Below are 25,292 nucleotides of genomic sequence, written 5' to 3' on the forward strand. Positions count from 1 at the left end.
CTACTAAATGAATACATAGTCTATACCCTTATTGCCGGAATCTGTAGACTTTTTCATACGTAAGACGTTCGTAATCTCAATATCGTCCCTAGCAATAAAACTACCATCTACTCTAACCGATGTATCACCAGTTACGTTTTTAAATATGAAATCATCACCAGATGAACCATCTGATACAAATTCTAAAGCTGTCGTTCCCTTTAATGAGAAGCTTTTCATTCTGATTGTATTGTTTTTGTAATCAATTCCGAAATCGTTCGCTCCGAAATCGAGTTTTTGATTAGTGATATCTATCGTTAAGAAGTTACCGAAAGTCGTTTTTGTATTTAATTCTACTGCTGATTCTCCAAGAACAACTTTCTGAATCTTTGAATCATCAGTAAGGATGATTTTTGCATCACCTTTTATTAAATTACTATCTTGAATTGAGATATTTCCTACCACTACTTCACCAGAGAATGTTCCTGTGAAGTATCCTTTAGTCGCTTCTAAAGTACCATCTGAGAATACTTTGAATGGAGCAGTAGATTTATTGGGGCCTGCCCAGAACCTTAAATCTTTACCAGTTCCGCCAATACTACTTAATAATCCACCAGTAACAATAAAAGAATCTGTTGGTGCATTGTAGTACCCTAATTCAATATCTCCACGGAAAGTAGCAGCATTGAATTCAGCAGAACCATCGGCATCAATCTTCCAACCTTTTTTCTGTCTTTCATATCCAATAGATTGAGAGGTACCAGATGTAGATAGGTTACCATTTGTATCAATATGGAAGGTCTGTTGACCTGAATCATTGTATACTTGGACATCCCTAAAGTTGGCGTATTTTGCTTGAATTGTTCCTGTTTTAATGTAGTTACCGTCAATAACCGTAACTCCATTTGTGTCGTCTTTAGTAAATAGGTTCGACATGAAATTCTTTTCATCTGATAAAGGTCTGTAGTTCCCATCCATATCTAGATAAAGCGGCTTTGCAGGGTCATAACCCGGTTGGTCAGAGTTACTAATCTTGTTTCCTTTTGAATCAAGTGCCCATCCAGAAGCAAAATCAGAGAAGGTTACTTTACCTTTTAAGTTGATATTTTTACTTACTACATCAATAGCTCCTGGTGTGACAGACATAGAAGAAGCAATATCAAGTGCTTTAATGTCTCCATTTGGAGTTACTACTTTTCCGATTAATCCATCAATATCTTCATTAGCAGGATTCCAAGCTGTCAACTTTGATCCTTCTTCTAACTTAACACCAGTAAACCAATAGGTTCCATTTGTACCTCCACCACTTCTACCGATGTATACCTGTGCGGTGTTTCCTTTTGCGGTAAAGGTAAAGTACAACTTGACCCATTTATTTTTACCCGCATCACCTGGATCCATAGTTGCGCCTGGATAACCTGATGCACCATCATTCACTTGGATAATTCCTTGCCCAGATGAAGATTTCACATAGCAAGAAGCAGTATATTTTTTACCACTTTCAACAGAAAGCGTTTGGTATAATCCTTGGTTTGCTCCTGTTGTTGTAAATTTAACTGCTTTATCAAAACCAGGCAAGTCTGTAATATCTTCTACCTGTTTTACAGAAGGAGATCCCCAGGTTGTCCAACTTGTTGCATCTGCAGTAGAGAAGCGAGAGTTTAAAACAATATTACGTCCACCATCTGTTTTTGATGGGTCATAACCATCGGCAAACATTGAGCTACTATTAATATAAACTGTACCATTAACAGTTACTTCCCCTGTGTTGGTAATTTCTAAAGTAACAGTACCACTATTGTTTGTTACTCTTAAACGTCTTGCATCGACTGATTCCGCTTTTACAGAGTTAGTTTTAAGTTTGCCACCATCAATAACAGTTACTCCGTTTTCAATAGTAGTGATTTCATAAGCATCTATTTCTTGTTGTGTAGGTTCTCTAAACACAAGTCTGTCAAAGACAATGTTCTTAACTTTGTTTGTTGTAGAACCAGAGTAGTTAGCAAGTAAATAACCAGCCATAGCTGAATAGCCAGATAGATTGTCTGTTGGTCTTTTCATAACTGCTCGAACCGTATACCACTTACCTAATGTTGGAGCAGATACTACATCTGAAAGATGAATTGATGCCCTAGAAGGACTCATTCCATTCCAATCTAATAAGACACACGCTCCTGTTATTGAACCACTAACTAACATAAAGTCTAACTCAACTACATAGTACTTGTTATTTGGAAGGTTTGGGATAAAGTATCCTGTTGTAATTTGTGCTCCTATTTGTGCAGTATCTGTTGGAACATCAAATCTCATTGCGCTTCCAGTTCTTGTTAGAGTTGTCTCCTTTGAAACGCTTGAACTAGTCCATGAACCAAGTCCAGCAGGGAAGGCCTGAGTCCAGTTGGAGAATGTTGAGTTTACAACTACTTGTCCCTGTTTCAATGCATTGTTTGCATTATTTGCTGCGTCTTGAGCTTTTTTATCCGTATCAGAAATAGCTTTATCGATATCTGCTGGAGCTAACTCCCAAGATGTAGCAACGTTCCCCTCTTCGATTTTTAATGAGTTAACACGAATCCATGCATAACCATTAGAACCTGTCATTTCTCGTTTTGTACTACCACCAATTAAGATATACGCATTGTCGTCGTCACGATCGGCTTTAAATGTTAGCTTAACACTATAATAATTTGTGGCACTTCCTGTTGCGATTGGAGCAAACTTAGGGAAATCTGTTGTTTTGATATCACCTAAACGACGGTTACCTCCTTCTACCGTATACATTAAATACATGTAATCTAGTAAGTCACCCAATTCGCTTGTTGCAACGTTCATAGAAAGTGTATACTCTCGTCCGCTTTTAACTGCAAACTTTCTTCCATCACTTGCCATCCCGATTTTAGTATCTAAAGGAACAGGTAACTGAGTAGTTCCGTTTCTCGTTTCCATAAATAATGCTTTTCCTGTCGGCAATTGCGTTTGCACATAATGACCAACAGATCCAATGTTTCCCCAACGGCTCCAACCAGAAGCATCTTTAAAGTCTGTTCCAGTCAGCATTTGAGTGCCGCCGATCTTCATATCATCGTATCTTTTATTTGCTGCATCGATTAAATCATTAATGTCTTGAGTAGCTAAGCTCCAGTCTGTTACCTTATTCCCTCTTTCTAATTGGAATCCAGTAACGAATCCTGCAGTTGCTACTGATGATGAATCTGCCCCAGCATAGACACTTAATGTACTGTCTTTTGCAACGAATGTATGAACTACACGAACCCACTTACCTACTTCCGGTTGGGATTTTGTATATGTCCATTTTACATTCGAGTTACCTTCTTGCATCTTAATGACACCAGTTTTAGTTAATTTAAACCAAGCTGAAAGTGTGTAGGTTTCTCCTATAGTTACTTTAACACTGTCTAATGCAAGACCATATTCACCATTTACGACTGATTCAAATTGAAAACCAGTTCCGAATCCTGCTAGGTCAACATCTACACCTGCCGTTTTTGTTCCACCAGCAGTACCAAAGCCTCTCCATTTACCCATTGTTTTGAATAAAGAGTTTGGAATTATATTGTTTCCACCAACTTGTATGTCTGTGATCATATCTGAAACATCAAGAGTCGATGGAGACCAGTTAACAATTCGGTTAGCCTCAGAAAACATAACATTTTTAACCCAGTACTTGTTAGTAGCTGTTAATTGAGCACCATAGATAAAGACTTTGAAATAAGCTGCTGAACTGATAGTAGGTTTCGTCTTGAAGAGTATCGAGATTCGTGTCCAAGTGTTTGCCTTAGCAACAGTCTCACTAGAAATCAATGCATTTCTTTCTATTGCATTGTTATTTCCGCCTGTGTCAAAGAACCAAAAGTGCATTGGAGTTGTACTAGCTATTGTTGTATCTTCACTAAACATAATTTCTGTAGTGTATACATACTCTGTTCCTGCTTTAATTACAGGGACATTAACTGTATTAGTAGAAGCAATAGAACCGACTGCTTCTAATACAGAGAAACCATCCTTTTGGACAATGTTTAGGGATGTACCACCATTTAATACCCAACCATTTAGATTTCTAAAGTCTCCAGAGTTTCTAAGTAAATTATTACCACTGTTAAGTTGTCCGAGAATTGTATTTTCAATATCTTCCGGAGCAGGAGACCAGTCCATTGGTTTATTCCCTTTGTATAGAGCAACCCAATCTACAGTAGATAGTGTTGTGTTTTGAGGATAATTATATAAACTCAATGTTCTTACGTGTCCGGTTTTGGGGGCTATTGCTTTAAATGTTAGATAAGTTACGCCACTTACATATGTTGTTGTGATATGTCCAATGATATCGGAACCACCATTCATCCAAATACCGAACTTTTGACCAGCCGGAACAGTACCTTTAATAACAAATGTGTACTCTTGTCCCACAATCCAATCCTCTGATAAGTTATACATCTTAATAAGATAATCTGTTGTTGAGTAATCTGTATTAGATTCTAATAACAGGTTTTTACCACCTACAGAAAGCTTATCAAGATTATCCTGTACCTTAGCAATTGAATCATCAATGTCAGCTTGAGATAAAGAGAAATCGGTAGCGACACTACCCAACTCCCCTTTTACATTTCTGATTTTAAATGTAAGGGGAGCACCAGTGTTATTAACTATCCCAATATTAGATTGGTCATATAACTCTGTAGTTGAACTATCTTTGTTTTTATAAGAGAACCAACATTTTGTCCATGTATTTGCTTTTATGTTTCTACCTGAATTCTTTCTTAATGCAACTTCATCGTTGTCATTCGTTCCAGATGTTGTACCAACAGGGAAGTTGTTAGTGTCATTATTCCATGTGATATCAACAGGTGAATACACGTCGAAGCTAACTGTGTACCAACTCCCAATAGGGATAACAGAAAATTTTTCAGTGATTCGCACGCCTGCTCCCCATGTTCCACCAGCACCATCATTAATTGTAAGAGTCCATGTATTTGTAGAATCATCAAATGATGAAGATGCTGCATTAATAGGAACTATTTGTTTTTTTCTAACGATGTTTTGTCCACCGACTTTTAAATTGTCGATTTTATCATTAGCTGTATTTGCTGAGTTATTAATTACATCACTAATCGCTTTCTTGATTTTTTCAGATTCACTAAAGTAAACGTTCATCTGTGTTTTGAATAAATCCCTAGCAGCAGCTGAAGCAAATGAATATGTTGTGCTCATTTTTGCTAAAATTTCTGAAGCAATTTTTGGAGATGTCCCATCTAAATTTGTATAAGCGGTTGTATATGCAGATGTAGAAACACCAGCGGATTGAGCTAAGGCTAAAACTTGAGGGTATTCTGCCTTGATAGCTTCCCAATCACGACTTAATTGACTTTTTTCTAGAGGAGTGATCTTCATATCACTTGTCATATCAGCAATAGCACTCTTACTCGCTTCGGCTTTCTTGTCAACGTCAGTAATTAACTTATCAATATCTCCTGTACTTGGAGTCCAGTCGGTAGCTCTATTTCCATATTCCAATTTCCACTCTCTATAATCAACATATAAATCAGGTTGTGGTGTTGTTGGACTGGAAATAATATATCTAATTCCACCATACTGAGATAAATCACTTGGTAGAGTTACAGTTGAGTAAACCGTTTGCCATTCAGTTGTGATATTATATATTTTCCCATAGTCTAGGAATTTGAAGTCAGGCGTTCCAGTAGTTTTAAAGACTAGTGCCATCAAAGTCATATCGACATTCTTAGATGCCCTTACTTTATGAGATACCGTAATCTCTTTACCTGCAAGATTTTCTGGAATATCTGTGAATCGAATTGAATTGTATACACTAAACGTGACAGTATCTGTTCCTTTTTTAGAATTTTTTACTCTTAAAAACTTAGTATTTCCTTCTAATGTCTCTGTCACATCTATTGGGTAATTCGTAGCATGGTTTGATTGCATGCCAAAAAGCTGACTGTTATCTATTAGATTTCTGACGCCGAATGAAATACTGTTAATCATTTTGTCTACAGCTTCTGGAGCCAATCGATAAGCCGTAGCTTTATTTCCCTGCTCGATTTGGATCTCCCTAAAGATAACTCCCTTACTTCTTGTACTCCCTGCCTTACCTGCATACATTAACACACTATTTGTATTTGCAGATTTCTTAGTAAATGTAAAGACAACTTTACCATCAATAATTGGAACGAACGTGTCGCTACCTTCAGGATAAGGGTATATGGAAATATGAGTATCAGTATCCGGTGCTTGAGTAGTAAATTCAACTTTAGCTGATACTGTGTACTCTTTATTTAATTCCATATCAACATAAATTCTTTCGTAGTTGTAGTTGTCGGCTGCATCTCCATTATTTCTTGGAGGCAACGTTCTTATATCACTATTTTCGATAATTAAATTTCGACCACCAATTTGAAGATTAGTAATCTTGCTATTTGCATCGCTTGCTGATTTATTGATTGCGTCGTTAATTGCTTTCTTAATCTTTTCAGACTCGGCAAAATAAGAGCTTATCTTTGTTCTAAATGCATCTCTCGCAGATGCGGAAGCGAATGTATAAGTGGTTGTCATAGTAGCTAATACTTCAGCTGCTATTTTCGGAGTAACGCCATCTAGGTTTGTATAAGATGTCGTATAAGTAGAAGTTGTAACACCAAGAGCAGTTGCTTGTGCTAAAACTTGTGCGTATTCTGCTTTAATGGCTTCCCATTCTCGACTTAGTGTTGTTTTCTCTGACGGAGTAACCTTTAAGTCATTTGTTAGATCATCAATACCTGCTTTACCAGCTGCAGCATTATCTTTGATTGTGCTTGCATCTGTTCCGGCTATTTTAGAATCAGAACTAATAACTAATCCGTTTGCATAGATTTTACCGTCTAGGTTTGTATAGAACATCTTGTTCCATGTACCTGCATTGTTCTTCTCAATAGAAATACCTTCAGTTGCATTCAGGATTGTTCTAAAAAGACCATCACCTCTTAAAACGACAATACCTTTATCAGTATTGATAGTAACACCGTTGTAGTCTTCTCCTGGTCTAATACTATTTGCTAGATATGTAGATGTTGCAACTGCTAATCTTGAAAGCTTTTCATAATAAGCATCCCATTTAGCTGTCCATGTAACAGGATCAATTGTTGTATCCCCTGTTAACCAAGGTCTCGGAGTTAATGACTCTAAATATGTTTTTAAATCAATGTAGGCTGTTTCAAAAGCTGTATAATCCGCATGAGTTATTGGAATACCTGAAGCTCTAGCTTCTGCTCTTGCTAAATAAACTTGTCCGCCCTTTGCCTTATCAATCGTTTCAAGAGTAGGAAGAGTTTGTCCAGAAAGAACATCACCTGTGATTTCCATTAGAATTAATTTAATATTTGCTTTTTCGCCTGAAGAAATGATACCGTCACTTCCTGCTTTATCAGCAAAATCTTTTAGTTTTTCTACGTCTCGATAAAATGATGGATCTAATGAGGAAATAGATAATGATTGTTCAACCCAATTAGTCCCGTCCCAACTACTTAATGTATTAGGATCTTTAGTTGTGTCAATCCAAAGTGCTCCTAATGAAGGGTCAGCGGGCGGTACATCTGATACAATCGCATCGTTAATATCAACAAGTGATATGTGCCCAGTTGCTAATACTTCCATATTCTTCCCTTCTTTCTGTTTTATGTTTTATTAAAAAAAGTAATAGACTACTTTGTTTTACCCAATCAAAGTAATCTATTACATTATGGAATCGCAACACCTAATTATTAATAATCTCACATAGAAATGTTGCTCTTTGTTTTAAATCCTGTCTGGTAATAGGCACTTCTTTTAATCCTGCATGTGCTTGATTCCAAGGAATATCCTCATTACCATCTTTATCTACTCTTCTCCATAGAAACTGATTGTTTTGTAATTGGCTTGTTACGTCAGTAGAACCTTTGTACACCTGAGCCTTTAATGTCGTTGAAACAACACCTTGTTTAAAGAACATTCCATTTGTACTTATTATTTCTACACGATAAGGAGTTCGTTTTTCTATTTCTTGAAGAAGCTCACCGGGGCTATAACCTGGTTCAAACTGTGTACCTGGTCCAATCTGAACCATACCAGCTTTGATCCTTCCAGTAGTTATCTGTTCCGCATGTAATTCTCCTGTATAGAAACCATCTTCAGTCATAAATGAACCGTCACCAGTCCACTCAGTTACGATGTTTCCTTTTTGGAGCATTGGTCTACAGAAATAAGAATCTCCGTTTTTAGGATGATAGATTCGTAAACGAACTCTTGTCGTTCCTGCAGGAGCAGTTTCTGTAACACTAATACGTTGCCATATATCATTTCCTGTTAATATAGATGTGGTGATTTTTGATGTGATACGAGCTGAGTCGTTGTGGTATTCGACTTCCACTCTAGGATGTCCACCATCATAAGCGGAGAGATTTTTTGTGAGGACATATACAGAAGCAGAGTAGTTTTCTCCTACACTTGCGGGAATAAACTTAGAATATGCACTTGAATTTTGCAGAGGTTTTCCAGTGGTAAATAAGTGAAGACTATTTGTAGTATTTAAACGAACAATTTCATTTACTTCATAAGTGCTAAAGTTTGAATCAAGAATCCAATCTATTGTCCCTCTTCTAAATGTTGCATTGGATACTAAGTTTCTACTCGTCATCTGAATAGAACCAGCAGTTACTTTGTTGGCACTTAACGTTTTGATGTGAGCATCTGTGATACTAGCTTGTGCGATTTCAGCTTCACCAATAGCACCTTTCTCAATAACTCCACTACCTGCAACAATAGAGTTTGCTTGTAAATGATTAGCATTAACAGATTTCGCTGCTAACTCTCTTGCAGTAATAGATTCCGCTACCAACTTATCAGCGGTTACTGTATTGGCTGCAATATGCTTTTTACCATCAACTGCTCCTTCTTGGATTTTCGGATTCGTAATGGCCCCGTCTGTAATACCTTCTGAGTAAACACCCTTTTCATCGTACAGAACAGTTACTCCATCAGCACCACGAACACGTAACCCATAAAGGGATCCATCAGCATTAACATCACCAATAGATACACGCTCAACAGGTGTTTCTTGATTATCAAAAACTTGTAATCTATTACCTGTAATTCTTAAATGACCATTTGTTCCTTGTAGGGTAACTTGCCCAGTATCAATAGTACCTGCAACAATCTTATTAGCTACTAAGCTAACAATCTTTGCATCTGTGATACTACCGTCAGCAATTTGAGCAGAGTCAACTGTACCTTCACCAATAATCGCTCCATCAATAAAAGCATGTTTGATACTTGCGTTAATTGCTTCAATTACAGAAGCTTGTAATCTATCGAAGTCCGCACTACCTGCTGAGATTTCTAAAGCTTCAATTAATCCGGCTGAAATGTTTTCAGCTTTTAAAGCACCAATTTGTGCAGCATCGATTTTAGCTTGTCCTGCATAAAGGTTAATAGCTTCAACAACCATACCTTTAATATGACTTGCAGTTAACGTACCAATCTTTGCAGAGTCAATTACAGCAGTTTCAATGGACGCGTTAATTGCTTCAATTACAGCTGCCTTAATATGGTCTGCATCAAGTTGTCCGATCTTTGCTGAATCAATTACAGCTTCCCCTGCATACAAGTTAACAGCTTCAATAACTGCCCCCTTGATTTTATCTGCTGATAGTTCACCAATAACTGCATTATTAATTTTTGCTTGTCCAGCAGAAATGTTTGAAGCATAAATATTGATTGCATCGATAACATTTGCTGCAATGTGCTCTGCAGATAACTCACCAATAACAGCTGTATTGATTTTAGCTGTACCAATATAAGCATTAATTGCTTCAATGATATTGGTCTTGATTGCTTCAATGTTCAGTACCCCTGATTTAATAGATCCTGCGTCAATGTAGTCAATAACGCCACCATGTAAAAAGTTGTTTCCTGCTATTGCATCATAACCACCAGGACCATTCTTAGATACAGCAGCAGGTGAGTTGTTGATTGCCCTAATAACAGTATCCTTGATTGAATCCGGAGTTGCACCGCTTCCAGTTAATCCAGCAATTTTCGAATAGTGAATTAGATGATTATTGTCATTAATTGCATCAACAAGAGTTTCAATACCTTCAGAACCATAAATGGCACTCGCGAAATCAATTGCACTACCAGGGATTTGTTTATCTTGCCATGTGTAGATTGAAGGATTTAACCCTACCCCTTTTATGTAGCATTCGTTTTTTACTTTATCGAATACAAGACTTCCTTTAGAGAAAGAACGTGATGTAGCAGTTGCTTCTTCTACGTAGACTGGATTCTGCGCTTTCCATTTCCCTAACTCAAATCCATGAAGATATCTTTCTACCTTTTCATTTAAAGCATATCGACTCTGAGGAACGAGACTGTATCCATCTAAGTTGTACAGTGTAGATAACATTTTCCCGTATAGATAAAGCTTGTTGTTATCATTACTTGCATCTGCTGTATCTTCAACGAAAATCTGAATTCCTCTTTCTTTTTGAGCTTTGTTTAAATTGAAAACAACGGAAGGAATTACCGTGGAATTATTTTTAGCACCATTTAAAACAAAAACATCCTGCGCCAGATAGATGTCGTCTTTTAATGTTTTAAGGTCTACTTGTTGAGGATTGTTTTTATGAGGCTTATTAAATAATGTGGTTTCTATTTCACCAGTGATAACTGCTGCCATTCCTCTTTCATGAATATATTGAAGAATTTGGTTTTGTTGCGATCTGTTCCATCCGCTTTCAAATCCAAAACTAGATAGTAACACTCCATGAAAACCTTTAGATTCGAACCATGTTATATCAGCCTCAATGTTATTTAAAACAACATTAGGAGAGTTGATAATACCATATAGCATCGTTCCACTCTTCTTAATTTCATCTACAAAGAAATTAAAGTTAGTAGATTCTTCTTTATTAATCATGACATGGGGAATGTAACTAAAGGCATTGATTCGTTTTTCGATAGAATCATACGTGTTAATAGATGCACCTCTATAACCAACGAATAACGGGCTACCAAAATCAGATATGGTTGCCTTATCTACTTTTTTATTAAGCTCATTTGAAACTGTGCTTCCTAGTTCCTTAAAGTTAATGACACGTTCTATTCGTTCAATAGATTCCTGAAGTTCATTAACATCTTCAGACATGACGTAATCTCCATTGGGATCCCCGTCATACTGTGCATCCTTCTTACGGACAAACTCAGAATAAGGCACAGGGAAAATTAATTCCTTTTTCATACATTCACCTACTTTGTCTTTAGTATGTTTCTTTTATAACCATTACAAATTACTTTTGCCATAAAAACGGGACGGAATTATCCGCCCCATTAATTAATAATTACTTCCTATTTTCGGTTGCTTTTCTATAATTCCATTTCGCCCATCACACTTCACCCATTTGCGTAAGTTTTGATCATAGATTTCAACTTCGAAATGGGTAAGATTTGGATCATCAACATAACTCCACTGTACGTGGGTTGTATTAGTATCCTTGTCGTAATACTGGAATACTCCTAATGGATAATTCAAACCAATCACTCCCATTCAATAATGCAGTGCGTTCCAAAAGCAACATACTTATCAATAACTTCTTTTGCATATTCTTCTGATAAGTTACCACCGTATTCGGTTAATATGGATTTAGGAAGGGTGACAATTAGGACGCCATTTCGGTAGAATGCTTTTCCATCCCAATTACCAATGTCCCAATAACGCTGTCTTCCTTGCACTCTCTCATCAATTATCTTAGTTGGTAGCGATTCAGAAATGCCACCACCACGAGTACGTGCATCCATAACAACTACATCTTTAACACTCGTATGCTCTCTTACTTGGACTTTAGCAAGAAGAAGATACATAGGGTTTGACTGCTGAATGCTTCTCCACTCTTCCCTACTGAAACAGTGACGGATTGAGTTTCCGTTTTCAGAATCAGGAACAATGTAAATATGGATAAGCTTATTGAGAAGCTTTGAAGATGGAACTTTCTTGTACTCTACCTTTTGAACACCATTCACATAAGTTGTCATCGGAAGAGTTGAGTAATGTCCTACTGATGGATTGAGGTCTAAATGAAGGAATGTTCGAAGTGTTTCACTATAGAAGCCCTTGTATTCGTAGAAGTTATCAAAATAAGAATACTTAGCAAATAAATCATCTTTAAATGAAATGTTTTCTCTTAAGAAGAAGATTCCGTTTTGGATATCATAATCATTTGCTGCTAGCTCTTTGTTTTCGAAATAACCATAGTCTGCATAAACTGGCCCAACTGGTTCAAATTTAAAGACCACTTTCCCTTTTTCATAATCGATTCGATAATTTGTAGCAGGAATTGTATTAGCTGATGTTGCCTTGCCTTTAGTAGTTTTTAGAACTGGCACTGGTTGGATTAACCAATTTTCTTTTGAACCATACATGATTACTTCTTTCGTAACCGGATCGATACGTTTATCTTCCAATAAGTCGTTAGACATTTTTGTATTTTTGTAGATTCGCTTATAAAGGCGGAAGTTACGATGTTCATAAGTAGCGTACACTTTACCAGTTATATTTCTACCTGGGAAGAAAACAGTACCCTCGTCATGATTAATCTCCAATGGATACTCTTCGAAAATCTCCACGATGTTTCCATTGTTTGCAGCATCTATAAAGATGTGAACCTTATCGTTACGAATCCAGTTTTTTTGTTTAGCTCGGAACAATGTTCCTGCAGAATTCGCTAAGCCCTCAACTAAAAGCTGTTCTTTTTCTACAGAGCCTTGGCTTACATACAGATTATTGTGAGGTACTTTTACTGTAGAAGGAGTAATGTACTCCATCTCGTTCTCTACTGTCATAATTCCGATAGAAGGATTAAAAATTTGAGAAGCGTATTCGTTGACTTGATACTTCTCTTTTTTCATAACTCGTTCTTTGTATTGATTCATTACAGCAAGATTATTACTAGCATGCATCTCTGACCACTCTTTATATCCAAGGTCATCCTTAATGAATTGTCCGTTATGAATTCTTAAATACCAGTTCTCTTTAGCATCCTTTGTTTGAGGAAGTTCACTATAGATACGACGGTCATCAATTAACTTCAATCCAAAGTTTCGCTTAGAAGCTCTTATTGTTTCAAATCCAGTTTCAGCATGAAGAACAAAACTTGGTTTGTCTGTTGCCCAAAAAATATCTTTATGGCCAATAACAAGATCTCCACTGTAGAACCATTCCATGCCTGTTTTACGGTCAAACAGTTTTAGGTTAACTAAATTGTTTTCCTCTAAGTTTTCTGAACCAAGTGAAATCTTGTAGAAAATTTTGTTCTTGTCATACCACTCTTTTCCACTTGGCACTGGAGGAAGCAGCGTATGTAAGTAGCCTAGATTCTTTAATCCTTCTGTTTTACGAATTGATTTAGAATAAGCAACTGGTGGTCCATACATTCGCTCATAACGACCAAACTCTAGTCCTGTTCCTGGGTCTACTCCGAAGGAAATCCACTGATGAATAAATGGCATAATCGTATATGTGAATGGAATTTCCGGTGTAGCTCTAGTGATGTCTGCATTTTCAAAGCCTTCTGCTTCAATATCAATCGTTGTAGCATTCGGTTTAATACTGAATGCATAGAGAGTTTTCTCTCCTTCATTCTGTGCAACACCTCTAACTGCTCCGATTGTATCTAATGTAACATCATCAAAGCTTGCTTTACCAAAACCATTTCCATCTACAAAGCCTAAACGAATCTTAATTTTTTGGGGTTTATCAATGTGGAAATTCGTTTCTAACTTAACCCAATCTTTTTTCCCTGTAATAGAAATAGAAGAAGAAACTTTTTCACCCTGTAAGTTATAAATACCGATTTTCACACCATCTGTTGTAATCCCTCGTACTTGATCAATTTTTGCCCATGCTGTCACCTTGTAATCATCAATAGATAAATAGATATCTTCACTTTCCCAAAAAGCATGAGCTCCTGTTGTTCCGTTTGATGAGTCTAAGGATACCTGACGAACACCGAATAAGCTTTTTGTGGAATCATGTGTGAATGTAACTGTTTGACCAGCTAACTTCTTTGTATTCCATGAAGGGATTGCATTTACTGTATCATTTGTCCAAGAAGTAATAGGCTGTCCACCTGAATCTACTTGACCACTTTCAAATCCACTGTTGTTAATTGGAATTGATTTATCACCATCTACAGCATGTTCATACACTCCTGTAGCATTATAGAACCAAGGTTTGCAGTAGATTTTCACGTATTCTTTACAGTTCTTATAAAGAATTTTTTTTGCGACAATTTGATTTGCATTGTAATCACTTCTGTCATTAATATAAACATCCGTATTGTTCACTTTGTATTCCTGAGCAAATAAATTATCTCGGTGATATACGAAGTCATTTCTCCAAGGAGTAAACACCCATTGTTCTTCTGAATGATAAAGGATCGAGTTTAAAACAAGGTTTACACTTTCTTTTTGGTTGTGGTAAAATGCTCTGAATATTCCACAGTTAGAAACAAGAACAGTACCTTTATCAAACAGTGTTTTCTTAATAATTGAAGGGCCACCATTTAAGTGTTTTACAATTGTATCCCACTGGTTACTTTCCTCATCTTGTCCAAATAGGATAGCCGGAGAAATGTCCGCATAGCCTAAATCTCCAACGTTTTGAATTGGTAGCAAGCGACTAATGTATGGAGAGTCTTTTTTAATTTCCTTAACTCCAAATTCATTACTACTTGACGAAAACCCGATATCAGAAATAAATGTATTCCCTTTGCTCGTTTTGAAATCAAGAATATTAATTCCACTACCAGCATTATCTATCCAAATCGTACCTCCATTTTTTAAGTAATGCTCAAACTTGTCTTTAAACATAGATAAGTCGGCTTTACCGTAACCAGTTATAACGAGTAAATCATAATCCTCATAATGGTGATCTGGCATATCAAGGTTAACTGCCCAATATCGAACATCTTTTTTCAAAAGATCTACTTCTGTTGGATGCGGATTTTGTAATTCTATATATTTTGGAAGCGACAGGTGCTCATTGATTGTTTTACCAATAGAAGATAAATTTTCAACATTAACTACCGATTGAACAAAACTAAATCCAATGTTCATCTTACCTGGGTTTGTTTCACTTAATTTGGTTTTCAATTTTGCTTCGACGCGATGTTTAAATAGTTGAGGTGTTCGAGTTTGATAGTTTGCAATCATAACATCAGATGTTGCATAGAAAGAAAAATCATTCCCCTTCTCCTCAATTGCATAGACTTTCAAATGTTTGTATTTATCCGGATTTGATTCTATTTCAGAAACAGTATCTTTAAATTTGTCCATTGTTACTTGTTCGAAGAATGGATATGCGTTTAGGACTTCCTCCTTTAATTCGCTCTCTTTACTGTCATTTTTGTAATTAGGATAGACTACTTTGTATGTAACATCTTTGTTGTTACGGAAATTTGTAAATACAACAATACGGTATACAAAGTTGTCTTCACGAATTAATTGAACCTTAAACACATCACCGTCCTGTAAAGGTCCACTGTTTGCTTCTATGCGTATACTATTACCTATATAAATTAAGTCATTTCTTTTGTCTATCACAACTTCTTCTAAGGGGATAGCCTCTTGTTCGGTCTCAGAAGAGAAGCCGCCTAGATAAGGAATAACTTGAGCAGTTCTTGCATCGAAACGTCCTTTCAACTCCATTTGATAGAATACCGGTTTTGGAGTATCTTGACGATTTTTACGAATAGTAAATTCATCCGTTACATAGACTGCATCAGTAGGAAAAATAGCTTGCCCGGATTCAGTTTCTAATAAGAAATTGTGATTTGGATAAACCATGTAATCTCTTTCTATGAAATTAGATAATCCGTTTTCTTGAATTTGAGAAGAAACATCCTCTAATAAGATGTTCTCCTCGGGTGATACAGATTTTGATTGTACATATGCAAGGTTTGCACTATTCTTAGGAACCTTATTACCAATACGAATAGCGTACCCTCGGTTTCTTTGACCACTGCGAACGAGATCTTTATGAGGTTGCATCTGCATGGTTTGTATCCTCCCATTCTTTTAACTTGTTTAAGATAACAATCAATTCATTATCTTTCTGATTCGTTTCTAGGACTAAAATCTCGTCCATTGTAACGCGACCGTCTTGGTTAAAATCTAAAATAGCGAAAAGCTCCTCATCTTCATATTTCTCTACTCCCTCATACATAAGGAGGTAGTTAATGATTTTTGTTTTTGTAGTTAATAAGTTCTTTTCATCTTGAGTTAATTGAACTTTATCTGGCTTTGAAACAGGACTCAACAGCATCTTGTAGCAAACACCGATATTGTTATCTTTGTCTATAATCCAAATATAATCCTCTATAATCTCACCTGTACGCTTCGCTTGGATATATGGAGCATGGTATTGATATAGATACTGTCCCGAACGTTTTTGTGCCTCAACTGCATCCCTTGAGATATGTCTAGAAATAAATCCTTTAGAAGCAATAATTTCTAAATTAGAGTGAGATAAAAAGTTTCCTTCATAATCAAGCGGTTCAATAATAAGTGTTGAGAAACTTGCTCCATCTGCATGTAATCGATCTGGTGTAGCTGTGATTCTAAAGCTATCTGTCTTATTTATTGTGTTCGTAATATATAAGAACCCTTCATGATTTTGATTTTGAATTGGATTCATATCAATCATTGTTGCTAGTTTCCTCGGTTCACCATAACGGTTTCCTTCTTGATACACAATTCTTTTCCCACCATCGTGTTTAGCGAAATCAATTCGATAACCATCAACAGCTTTGATATTGTAATCAACTGTGTAGGTATCGTTTACTTGATACGTTGCATAGAGGGTTTTGTTTTTTAATACTGCCTTTCTATTTGTGTGGAAAGAGAAATAAAACCTCTTACCATCTATTCTGTAAGGCTCACCTATTTTTTCTCCATCCTCTGTATGGATAGCAATATCTCTAAATTTCTCATCAAGGTTATTGTAAGCAACCTCAACGTAATCACTTTTGCCGTCATACTTGAATGGTTCTTGATTCCACGTTTGATATGCTCCTGTTTCATGATTAAAGAATGAAACTTTTTGCAACGTGTCTCCATTTTCTTTTTGAACCAGGATCGGTGAATGATCAATTGGCGCTACAGGGATTTCAGACCAAGTAACATTCTGGCCACTAATTCCTCCATCAAATAAAGATTGCATAACTGCAAAAGGTAGCTGCGTTTTAATATTAGAAGCATCTGGTAATTTGTTATTGAACAGTGCCCACTCTTCTAAGATAACTTCTTCCTGAATAGGTGTTTCTTCATTTGCAAAAATCAATTCTTGAGGAGTTGTAAGTAAAAGCCCTGTATTTAAAGCTTTCGCATTTTCACCATTAATAGTTAACTCAATACCTTCATCATTCCAACTACAAAGGAATTCATATGACGTACTTCTTTCGAGTGTTTTAGGGATAGTAATTGAACTTGCACCAACAGTATAGGATAAATTAGTTCCACGCACTGCAAGAGATAGTTCATTTGTATCTGAGCGGAAAAGAGTTTGGTCTCTATCGATACGGTTTTTTGTAGTTAATTTTAAATAGATACTCCCTGCTTTTTTATCAAACAAGCTCTTTACTGGGAACTTTAATGATGACCCCTTACGAACTACTGAATCAGTAATACTAGAATTCGGTATATACGGTGTAGAATCAACTCGGTCTTCTAATTGATGTTTTCCTACAATAAGAATTTCGTCTGTTTGGAATACTAAGGTAATTGTTTGCGGGGTTAATAAATTAAAAGATTGCGAGATATAAGACAAATCTCCTTGTGAGATGTCAATCTGTTTTAAAATTGTCTCCCCGGATTTAATTAAGCACTCACCATTTCCTTGAGCATTGAATGAAAGTGTATGGTCTTTTGCAAGTAAAGAAATAGATTGAGAGAACGTTGCTTTCTTAGTAGTAGAGCCTAAGAGCTTTATGTACTCGTGATCTCCTATTTTAATCGTCTTAACCTCTACTCCCCCACTTTCTGCATTACTTTTCCATGCAGTAGATTGGGGTTCTTGTATTTCACAAGAATAAAAAATTTCTCCTACTTCACCACATACACGAACTTGGCCATTTACAAATAAAGCAGATTCAAATTTAAATACCGTTTTATTGTTTAGGTCAACTGTAAAATGAGATCCATTAGAAGAGATTGTTAAAATGTTAGAATTCAAAATATTATCCTTTACATCTACGACTCCATAAATCTTCTCAGAATCTTTTACAATTCCACCTATATGTAACTTGTTTTCTTTATCTAAAGAAGTAAATAAATAGTTTCCATCACTTAAATATTTAGGGATTAATGCTACCTTTTCCGTCGGCTTGGAAAACGAGAATATTACTTTACTATCTTCATAGAGTTCATTTGAAATAGAAACATACCCTGCACTTTGGAACGTAATCGCGTTTGGAATTGTAGCGTGTTTAATAATTGTTCCCGGATTAGTGAACATTTCTGCACCACCTTTTTATTGATTTCTTTTGACAATCTAACCTTTACTTCTTATTAATGTCCATAAGAAAAGGAGAGGAATCTCTCCTCTCCCTAACTCATTTAGAATGATGTGGCATTAAAGACTTTAGACCTTTGCCAATCATCGTTCACAAATACAGAATCTCTAACTATGTTGCTACTAGCAGGTAATAACATTGCCCCCATTCCAGTTGGCCCCTTAACATACTCGATACCATCAGCTGTCGGCAATTCTTTTTCAGCTAATACTGTTTTTAATGGCTCAGAATATAGATAATGCTCTTGTTCTTTTAGATAGTAGTAACCTTTCTGAATTTCAGGATGCCAATTCTTGCTTGGATCTTTTCCATTCAAGGTACCTACCAAGAACTTCTTACCGTCAATATCTTGGACACTTGTTTCTACCCACAAGTCATTATCCTCTATAATGTAACTAATATTCTTATAAATTCCATCATATCCTTCAAAAGTTTGAGGTGTAGGAAGCTCTAGCTTAAAGTCTTCCGTTGGTATACAGACCCCATCAAATACTTTCACTTCAGGTGAACGCCATACAATGTCTGTCCCCACCTTTTCAAAATAAGTTGTATCTAGATGAACTTTCACACTATCTACTTCACGACGTTTATAAACAACAACGTACTCTTCCCCTGGTGCAGGCTCTAATACTCCTGCCTGAGATGGAGACCAATCAATATAATTACTCTTTAATTTGAAGTCACCAGTTTTTAAAGTGTCGTTCCAAATGTGATATGTTACACTTCCGTTTTTTTTCTTACAAGAGACAATCTCGATAACCTCACTTAAAGGCAGTGGATCCATTCCATTAGCATCTGAACCTCTTACCATTTCAGCTGTAAGAAGTTCAGATGTTCTGTATGTAACTTCAAGAGGAAGATGTTTTCCATTCCAATCGATAGGAACAAAGGATTCATCAATTCTAACTCCATCCTTCTTATGAACAGAATCTTCAATAATAGAAATCTTATAAGGCATCGCATCTTCAAATTCTGCTTCAGGAGCTAATGCTGGCAGAATAATATTTGGAGGTATAATAATTGTATTACCTACTTTTAATTCCTCAATTGAATTATTAGCTGCCCTCAAATCCTGTACGTATATATCATATTTAGAAGCAATACTTTCCCATGTGTCACCATTTGCTACTACATATTCACGATCAAAATCCGAAAGAGTTGAAAGATGAAATTGTGTACGAACAAACTCCCCGCGGATATCATTGGCATTAATTATACCTGTATAAATCTTTTCTTCTGATGCCCAATCTACATACCCTCTTGGAGGAGTGTTCGGAACCTTGATACTTATTGGTTCACTTGAAAAGTCTGTAACGTTTAAGCCATGATTTTTATCATAAACTGAGTTATGACTAGATTTCTGTGTATAAACTGTACCGTTCTTAAATAATAGAGAAACATCGTCGTTCTTGGATGTGTTCGGAATTGTGATAAGCTGATCCTTTACCAATGTTGTATCTTCATTCAGCAGAATGTCCTTATTGCTTCCTTTAATTGCATTTACCGTCGTGTTATACATTTCAGCTACATCATTTAATGTTTGTCCATTAATGACTTTGTGTACTTCGTTTGGCCATCCATTTTTAATGTAATAACGGTACTTAAGATTCGGCAATAAAAATGGTGTAAATGTAGAATCTAACTCTCTTTCGTAAGGTCTTAGATATTGAACCTTCCCTGCACCATATTGATAATGCATAAGGACTCCTGTTTTATCTCCAAATTCCAATTTCCTTTGTATAGCTTTTGCGATTACTTCATCAGATGCAGATGTAGATTTACCAGTTCTAGACCCTTTATTCTCCTCTGATTTAAGGTACAGCATAACATCCGAAGGTCTTCTTGTTTGGTCTGTAAGCTCATATTTTTGCTGAGCAGCAGTAATTTGTTGCTGATTAAATGGAATTTGATTTGAGATACTAGGATATTTGAATGGATAGTCACTAATTTTCTGAAGTGATTTTCTACCTGTACTTAAACCATCTACAGCAGATACATCTTTATTAATTATATTGACTACCTCTTTGTATAAAATATTTTGGTAAACATCTATAAGATCAACTACAGGTGTTCCCCTTGCTGAAGAACGTGTCATTTCTACAGTTAAGAAATATGGTTGAGGGGAGAACTTAATCGCTCGATCTTTTACATTCATTGGATTATCAATTACTTGAAGAAGGTTTCGAGGATCCTTCTGATTTGTTCTTGTTTTAGAGAAAATATAAGTTATCTTGGTATTACTTGCATCCTTCGGGGAGAATGCTTGTGTATCCCAACTTAATAGCGCAGTTGTCTTACTAAAATCGAACTTACTTCCTTCATTAATTGGGCCTAACGTTACACTATGGTTTGTGGCCTCACGTTTTAACCGAAGACGCTTTGTGTTTTGACGATAAGGTGCTGTTATTGGCCCCCAGAATATGTTGTCTCGACTAGAAGAAGAACGAATATTCATTTCAGTACCAGCTGGTTGCTTCTGAATAAAACGTATCTTATCTACATGCTTGAATGACTTTCCAACACTTGTTGCCACCTGTGTCATATCAATTTTAACGGTGTAATCACCATTTTGGTCATATAATCCACTATCTTCCGAACGTAACTCAACCCTATCAATAATAGGGGAAGTTGCATTATCTGAAGATAATAAAATTATTTTTCCTTGAACGTAACGAACGTTTTTGTAAAGCGTTACGCTCTGTCCTGTAGATAAATAATTCTGCCCTTGAATAAGTTTTTTGTTTAAAGTAATTGGCTCCCATTTCGACCATGTAGTTTTATTAGCAGAGGTACGAATTTCAATATTGAAATCACTTGTTCTTAATTTACCTCCAACAATGATTGCATCTGCTGTCGTATCAATTGCTTGGATAACTACCTTATAATCACCAAAACCGTAAGAATCAAAAGCGATTTTATCTACTTTATTTGGATTTGTTAGGGATAATGTATTGATTGACTTTGTTTGTTTCTCTACCCATTGGTAGGTTTCTGATACTAATTCCTCTTTAAATAACTTCGCTTCGATGTTCTGAGTACCCACGTTTTGAAGTCGTACATGAACTTCCAAATTGTCACCTGTAGCTAAGAATTCCACTGGTGTATTAGCAGTTCTTGTTTTAATATCAGTACCCGATACTGTCCATTTGGTTGCATCGGTTCTTGTAAATTCTCTGCTTGTTGCTGCATAAAAAGTAGAAGGTAATTGTGCTTGGATTTTCGCATCAATATGATAGCTAAAAGGTTCTTGAGCATCAAATTCTTCTGTTAGATAATCTCCATAAAATGCTTTTAGTCGTCCATATAATGAACTGGAATAAAAGTTTCTTTGGTACTGCGCCAATCTGTGTCACCACCTTAAAAAAATAAGGGGGAGATTACTCTCTCCCTATCGATATTTAACGTAAAATTGGAATGTATAAGCGTCAAAACGCATGTAAGAATATGGCCCATACTCTGCTTGAGGATGAAAGAATGCAATTCCTTTAATCCACCCGTCACGTAATCCTTCACCAAACGACTTATTAAGAGAAATCCAGTGTGACTGTCCTCGGTCAAAGTCTATTCTTTCAATTTTTTGGTGAATACCCAATGTAGGTCCATCAGATGCTGAGGGTAAATCCCATTTCCCTGCATAGTTGTGTGACCACACATGAAGGAAGCGTCCATCTTGATCATACCCATGTTCGGTGTTTCTTCTACGAATGTAAAACTTAACATCTAAGATTTCTTTCCCCTGTAATTTTTGTCTCCAGTCATTGTGATCAAGGAAGAACAAGCATTTATTATTACCCCATCTTGTTCCTTTTTTAACATAAAGACCGTCCTGCTCTTTGTTTCGAAGCTCTATCCATTCCCCATGAAAAACTTCTCTGTCATCGTATTCATAACGCCATTCAGATTTATTTCTTACAACTCTACCGCTCTGCATTAAAATGACATAATCTGTACGCCATGTTCTACTTCCTACATTCTTTTGAACCTTCTCTAGAATTGGTCTTGGTTGTGTTTTACCACTAACAGTAGCCCAGGGTGATGCACCCGCTCGGTTTACAGCTCTTACTTTTTCGACATATGTTGTATCTGGATTTAACCATTCATGAGGTGAGTCTAAGTTGTTTGTTCTTTGTATAGATGGGTTTGACCACCATGTAGGTAAATACTCATAATACTCAGCAGTAGGAACAGCATCCCAAACGAAATTCAGCTCATGTTGTCCAGACCACGCCATACGAGGTTTTGGAGCTGCAGGAGGTTTTAACGGATCAATTTTTATATAATCTAAGATCCAAAACCAATCACTTACATTTCCATTTTTATCAAATACACGAACAGCATAATGGTAAACACCATCTACATTGCCCGTTACATTATGAACATAAGCTGTATTTGGGCCGTTGTAAATGTCGTAGTAAGACTGGGTGATCCACTGATTTGATAAATCGTATTGTTGAACACGTAGGTTATAACTTGCTACACCAAGGGGAACGTTATCCACTTTGTAGGGTTTGTAGTAAGGTACTGATTGCTCTTTTCTTTTATCTACTGCAGAAACTCGTAAAACATAACGTGTTTCTTTTGAGGAAGAAAGATGTACAAAATTGATGTGATCCATTGGGATATTAATTTTTCTTCCGAATGATTCTACATCTTCTACTCGGTAAAATAATGTATGAGTACAAGCTTTATCAGTGAAACCAACCTCTAGCTCAACCTTATAATACGAAACATCTTCTGATATTTCATTTGAAAAGTTAATCGTACACGTACCTGGTTTAAGATCTGAGGGTTGCCAGTTAACATCAACAGATAAATCCTCTTTACCATTATTGTATGCGTGTCCACTTTTTACATAAAGCGGTTCAAAACCTCCAAATGTTAAGTACACATTACTTGGTTCTCTTGGTGGAATTCTAATAAGACGGTCAAAGATTGTATATATCTTATGAATGTCCTGAGCCCCTAGACCATCCTCAATAAGTTTTTGAATTTCATCTCGATATGTATCTTCTTTTTTTGCAATTAACCACAGGATACTTTCGAGGTTTTCAAAATCGGTACGACTAGGAACAGTTTCACGAGTAAATAAAGCTAAAGCTTTTTCTAACGCATCGTTTTCTTCTATAGAATCTACTACGTAATCCTCTAATACTGAGGCAGCATTTTCTCTAATTTCCTCAAAGTATTGACGAGTTCCGATGTATTCATATGCATCTGGTCCATCTCGCCATAGAAGTCCATCCTGTAAAAATACAGGTCCAAATTTAAATCTTTTCCTTCCACTATAAGCAGTGGAGTCGTTAGCAGCTGTTACTTTTACTTCCCATTCATAAGTCTGCTCTAGGTCAAGAACACCCTGATGAGAGGTTATATCTGCTTCCTGATCTGTTCCTGTAGAGAATGTAATAAGGGCTGTGTTAGAGCCCGTATTATATACCTTTACTTCTGCATTTTTCTGATAATCACTAGAGTTTTCTTTAATGAATGTCCATGAAAAAATCAATGAGGAAGGAATGTCTGGAGTAACGATGGAGTTAAAATTAGGAGATAATCCTTCTGGTCGTTTTGCCATTTGTACAACATCCTTTCTTAGCGATCAAATACCGCTGGGTGAACTGGTTCAACAATCGCATAATCGAAACGAACTTTTACAGAAGAAGTTGTAGCTAGTTTTCGAACACGTAGTTTTGTAGAACCATCATGATTGAAGATCAAGTAGAATGTTTTATATTGTCCACTTGTATCGAAGTCTGTTCCATTTAAAGTAGCTTTGTTAATAACTTGGTTTGTCTTTGAGTTAACTGCAGAAATCTCAACAACCGCATTAGAAGGAAGACTACTTGCTGATAATCTTACAATCGCAACATAACGACCATAATGCATACCATCTAATGGAGCATTTAACAAGTCTGAAGCAGCAGTAGCACCACTTTCAATTGCTTTATTTAATAATGTTTTTGAGTCAGCAACTGCAGTGTTACCAGTTGAAGATGCATCATTTGAATCAAACTCTCTTGTCCATCGAGTGTTTGTCTTCCCTAATACTTTCAACTCTGCATTTTGTGCAATTGTCCCACCTGTTGTTTCAGAAATCTTGTCATTAATCGCATCAGCTACTTTCGTATTTGAAGTTGATTCTACGTAGATGTCAGAACCGGTGATTCCCGTAGCAGTCTTTGTTAAATCAACGTTTGCCTTTGGAAGTTTACCCTGTACTTCTTGTGTAAGCATAATCTTCTCTGGCATACCAGGAATTCCTGAAGTGCTACCTAAGTGACGGTGTTGCTGAATTGTAGGATTTGTAGGCTTGTCCTTATCAAACTTCCATACTGGTCCACCGTATCGTTTATCGAATTCAGCATACCAATCATGAGTCTCAAGTGCGTCTATACGAGACTTAACGGTAGAAGTTCGTTTAAGGTTTAGTAGCACGTTTGGGTCCGTAATAGGTTTTCCGTTTACATCCTTTGGTGCAGCTGGCATTTGAGCTAATTCTCCTAGCATACGCTGTACTGCCATTACAGCATCTTGTAGAGAGTTTACATGCTCAGCCATATTATAATCTTTAAGGTTTGTCCATCTTTGCAGGTTGGGGTTCGATTTAGAACCACTTCGCTCGTCGAATAATTCTGGGAAACGAGTAAGAACTAAATCTGGGTAAACATTATTCCCAACTGCGTTTTGTACTGAGCCAGTTTCAGCCAT

The 25,292-nt window shown here is 36.4% G+C and carries 8 protein-coding genes; all 8 read right to left on the reverse strand.

Translation table 11 applies throughout. The annotated features are described in order from the left end of the window. Positions 1-3: 3 nt before the first annotated feature. Positions 4-7,641, reverse strand: coding sequence for a phage head spike fiber domain-containing protein (locus ACTL4X_RS17575; protein WP_086401377.1), 7,638 nt, complete (start codon positions 7,639-7,641; stop codon positions 4-6). Positions 7,642-7,741: 100 nt separating this feature from the next. After that, entirely contained in the window at positions 7,742-11,260 is a 3,519-nt protein-coding gene (locus ACTL4X_RS17580; RefSeq protein WP_000711888.1) for a hypothetical protein, read from the reverse strand. A 93-nt stretch (positions 11,261-11,353) separates the two neighbouring features. Then, positions 11,354-11,551, reverse strand: coding sequence for a hypothetical protein (locus ACTL4X_RS17585; RefSeq protein ID WP_001108868.1), 198 nt, complete (start codon positions 11,549-11,551; stop codon positions 11,354-11,356). A gap of 5 nt (positions 11,552-11,556) precedes the next feature. Beyond that, positions 11,557-16,071, reverse strand: a complete 4,515-nt coding sequence (locus tag ACTL4X_RS17590; protein WP_086401378.1) for a hypothetical protein — start codon at positions 16,069-16,071, stop codon at positions 11,557-11,559. Continuing rightward, complete coding sequence (locus ACTL4X_RS17595) at positions 16,052-18,529, reverse strand: hypothetical protein (RefSeq protein ID WP_086401379.1); 2,478 nt, start codon at positions 18,527-18,529, stop codon at positions 16,052-16,054. Before ACTL4X_RS17595 ends, ACTL4X_RS17590 begins: the two co-directional genes overlap by 20 nt. A 101-nt stretch (positions 18,530-18,630) precedes the next feature. Beyond that, on the reverse strand, positions 18,631-21,930 hold the full coding sequence (locus ACTL4X_RS17600) for a LysM peptidoglycan-binding domain-containing protein (RefSeq protein WP_000090032.1): 3,300 nt from the start codon (positions 21,928-21,930) through the stop codon (positions 18,631-18,633). 45 nt (positions 21,931-21,975) lie between these two features. Next, positions 21,976-24,159 carry a hypothetical protein gene (locus ACTL4X_RS17605; RefSeq protein ID WP_441394933.1) on the reverse strand — a complete coding sequence of 728 codons (2,184 nt, stop codon included), beginning with the start codon at positions 24,157-24,159 and terminating at the stop codon, positions 21,976-21,978. A 17-nt stretch (positions 24,160-24,176) separates the two neighbouring features. Next, the gene (locus ACTL4X_RS17610; protein ID WP_000852185.1) at positions 24,177-25,292 is read right to left on the reverse strand and encodes a hypothetical protein; all 1,116 of its coding nucleotides are present in this window, start codon (positions 25,290-25,292) and stop codon (positions 24,177-24,179) included.

This window comes from Bacillus sp. RE35 (assembly GCF_052146655.1).
GTDB classification, from domain to species: Bacteria; Bacillota; Bacilli; order Bacillales; family Bacillaceae_G; genus Bacillus_A; species Bacillus_A cereus.

Bases quoted from the DNA above. Each gene is read 5' to 3' on its own strand.
- ACTL4X_RS17595 (WP_086401379.1), bottom strand. From the start codon at position 18,529: ATGTTCACTAATCCGGGAACAATTATTAAACACGCTACAATTCCAAAC.
- ACTL4X_RS17610 (WP_000852185.1), bottom strand. From the start codon at position 25,292: ATGGCTGAAACTGGCTCAGTACAAAACGCAGTTGGGAATAATGTTTAC.
- ACTL4X_RS17590 (WP_086401378.1), bottom strand. From the start codon at position 16,071: ATGCAGATGCAACCTCATAAAGATCTCGTTCGCAGTGGTCAAAGAAAC.
- ACTL4X_RS17580 (WP_000711888.1), bottom strand. From the start codon at position 11,260: ATGAAAAAGGAATTAATTTTCCCTGTGCCTTATTCTGAGTTTGTCCGT.
- ACTL4X_RS17605 (WP_441394933.1), bottom strand. From the start codon at position 24,159: ATGGCAAAACGACCAGAAGGATTATCTCCTAATTTTAACTCCATCGTT.
- ACTL4X_RS17575 (WP_086401377.1), bottom strand. From the start codon at position 7,641: ATGGAAGTATTAGCAACTGGGCACATATCACTTGTTGATATTAACGAT.